A 3,166-nucleotide genomic window follows, 5' to 3' on the forward strand; every position below is an offset into this window, starting at 1 on the left:
CGACGGTGAAAAGCAACTTTGCGGGACGTGGAATATACATGCCGCAGAGTATAAAACGGGGCTCATGGCATGCAAACCCTCGGAATCGCGAAGCGATGACGCTCGCCCTGTAAGGGCGCTACTGTTCATGGTCAGGAATTTCAATCGCATGTCGATCGCTTCCTGACCATGAATATAACCACCACATTGCCATTACAAACAAGGATGGGGGATTATTACGGCTAAATCCGGGAGGAGTCAGATAAAGACCCTTCACAGACTGACCCGATCACCCGTGCCGTAATAACCGCCATCAATAACATGCTGATCGACCTGATGGCAGCAATGTCACATAAGGACTGGCTGAGCCGCCGCCAGCGGCAAAAACAGGGAATTGAACGGGCACACACGCTTGGAAAATATCGTGGCAAACAGGCCGATCAGGAACGACATCAGAAAGTCATATTTTTTACTGAAGAGCAGACAGAAACCATAAACACCGGCGTTGACATGCCGGGGAAGTCCTTATAGTACAATAATTAATGAGATGGTCACTCCCTCCTTCCCGGTACTATGCTGAGGACAGGCTTTCATTTGGAGAACCATCATGGAAAACATTGCGCTCATTGGTATCGATCTGGGTAAAAATTCTTTCCACGTCCATTGTCAGGACCGTCATGGGAAAGCGGTTTACCGTAAAAAGTTTACCCGACCAAAGCTGATTGAATTTCTGGCTGCTTGCCCTACAACAACCGTTGCGATGGAAGCCTGTGGCGGTTCTCATTTTATGGCGCGAAAACTGGTCGAACTTGGGCATTTTCCAAAGCTGATATCACCACAATTTGTCCGTCCATTCGTTAAAACCAACAAAAATGATTTCGTTGATGCTGAAGCTATCTGTGAGGCAGCATCACGCCCATCAATGCGTTTCGTTCAGCCAAAAACGGAATCTCAGCAGGCAATGCGTACTTTGCATCGGGTACGAGAATCATTTGTTCAGGATAAGGTTAAAACGACTAATCAGATGCATGCTTTCCTGCTGGAGTTTGGTATCAGCGTCCCGAGGGGACCTACTATTATCAGCCGACTGAGCATTATCCTTGAAGATAATAGTTTACCATTGTATCTCAGTCAGTTACTGCAGAGATTGCAGCAACATTACTATTATCTTCTTGAGCAAATAAAGGATCTGGAAGCTCAGTTAAAGCAAAAGTTAAATGAGGATGAGGTCGGACAACGTTTACTGACCATTCCCTGTGTGGGAACTATGACGGCCAGTACTATTTCCACTGAGCTTGGCGATGGGAAACACTACGCCAGCAGTCGTGACTTCGCAGCAGCAACGGGGCTGGTTCCACGTCAGTACAGCACCGGTGGTCGAACAACTCTGTTGGGCATCAGCAAACGAGGTAACAAAAAGATTCGAACCTTGCTTGTTCAGTGCGCCAGAGTGTTCATACAAAAACTGGAACACCAGAAAGGCAAACTGGCGGACTGGGTCAGGGAATTGCTGTGCAGAAAAAGCAACTTTGTTGTGACCTGCGCACTGGCAAACAAGCTGGCCAGAATAGCCTGGGCGCTTACGACGCGACAACAGACGTTCGCATCGTAAGTCTCGACTACAGCAATAATTTTTTAAACAATCACTTATCTGGTTTTGCGAATACTGATCATTGATGATACAAACGGCCGACCGGCCTGTTGAAGAACCTGTATATCGGAATGGCTCATCTGAAGCCGTATAATTTTTCTGAGGTTCATCAGGCGAGGAACTCATCGTGGCGCGATTCAGACGCCGGATAGATTTAAGCAAGCCAATGATATCGTCGAAAATCAGTGTTGCAAAAACGGGAGTGACCATAGATTCGATATCCAAACTGACCCCTTAAAGATCCCCACAGTTTCCGTTGGGTCGCTCCGAGTTTGACTATATGTACGAACTCCCCGTTTAGTTGCACCTCACCTGCAGTGATGTTCGGTGAGGTGCCCGCAATCTTCGCTCGCGGTAAAATAGTTTTTTCTTATTAACGTTTATAAGTGCCCCAGCGACAGATCCTGCGAAGATTTAACCCGCTCCATCGCCACGTAGGTGCGGAAACGGCGTACGTTGCCGCCCTCAAAAAACAGTTCGCGGGTTAGCCGCTCATACTCCTGCATATCTTTAACTGCCAGAATTAACACAAAATCAATATCGCCGGTGACATAATAACAGTGCTGAATTTGCGGGCAGCTGAGAAAACGTTCGCGAATTTCATCCAGTTCTTTTACCGCTTCATTCTCTACCGAGACGTTAACAATAATGGTGTTGTTAATTCCCAGTAGCTCGGGTGATAATATGCTTTTGTTATGGATAATATATCCCTGAGCCTTCAGACGCTGTAGCCTTTTCGCCACCGCGGGAAGTGAAAGATTAATTTTTTCGGCGATTTCTCTGACGGTTGTCTGGTTATCAACCTGAATTATATGAAGTATTTTTTTATCGAACTCGTCTATCGCTTTAAGCGCTTTCGCCATTATCGCCCCTTAAATTAACCATAAGAGAAATTTTCTCTTTTTTACCTCATATTACGACAGCACTTATCTTATTCGGGATCATATATTCTCTGTGTCACTTTGACAGCAAGGATAGAGAGATGCAACTTCATATAAATGCTTCCGACCGGCTGGTTAATTCCGGCGATGCCGCAGAATACGATCCTTTTCGCCCCGAGCGCGTAGCGGAAATAAACGATCGCCTGCGTGGTTTCGAATATCGCGAAACGCCGCTGTACCGGCTGCCGGAACTGGCCCGCTCGCTGGGCATCGCGGAGCTGTATATCAAAGATGAGGGGCAGCGCTCTTCGCTGAAAAGTTTTAAAACCCTCGGCGGCGCACACGCGGTTATCCGTCTGGTGCTGACGGTCGCGGAACAGGCGCTGGGCAGAGCGGTCACGCCCGCTGAAGTTGATAGCGCCGAGGTGCGTGACGTGGCCGGGCGCATGACCATCACCTGCGCGACGGACGGCAACCACGGCCGCGCTGTCGCCGCCGCCGCCGCCCGGCTGGGCTGCCGCGCGGTGATCTACATCCATAAGGGCGTCAGCGAACGCCGTGCCGCGGCGATCCGCGAGCAGGGCGCTGAGGTGGTGCGTGTTGACGGCAGCTACGACGATTCAGTGGCGTTTACCACCCGCACCGCGGCGGAAAA

Annotated in this window: 3 protein-coding genes and 1 pseudogene; 3 read left to right on the plus strand and 1 reads right to left on the minus strand. The window is 49.3% G+C overall.

The annotated features are described in order from the left end of the window. Positions 1-237: 237 nt before the first annotated feature. Both ACZAHD_RS22775 and ACZAHD_RS22780 read left to right on the plus strand, forming a co-directional pair. Positions 238-510 (plus strand): annotated as a pseudogene (locus ACZAHD_RS22775) (recombinase family protein); the annotation flags it as partial. 76 nt (positions 511-586) lie between these two features. Continuing rightward, on the plus strand, positions 587-1,591 hold the full coding sequence (locus tag ACZAHD_RS22780) for an IS110 family RNA-guided transposase (protein WP_462458748.1): 1,005 nt from the start codon (positions 587-589) through the stop codon (positions 1,589-1,591). 419 nt (positions 1,592-2,010) lie between these two features. On the opposite strand, the gene ACZAHD_RS22785 is transcribed toward ACZAHD_RS22780, so the two are convergent. Continuing rightward, positions 2,011-2,493, minus strand: coding sequence for an Lrp/AsnC family transcriptional regulator (locus ACZAHD_RS22785; protein ID WP_148666073.1), 483 nt, complete (start codon positions 2,491-2,493; stop codon positions 2,011-2,013). Between the two features lie 119 nt (positions 2,494-2,612). On the opposite strand from ACZAHD_RS22785, the gene ACZAHD_RS22790 reads away from it, so the two are divergent. After that, the coding region (locus tag ACZAHD_RS22790; RefSeq protein WP_462458749.1) for a pyridoxal-phosphate dependent enzyme at positions 2,613-3,166 on the plus strand (554 nt) is incomplete at its 3' end.

This window comes from Raoultella sp. (assembly GCF_039594335.1).
In the GTDB taxonomy this organism is placed as follows: Bacteria; Pseudomonadota; Gammaproteobacteria; order Enterobacterales; family Enterobacteriaceae; genus Klebsiella.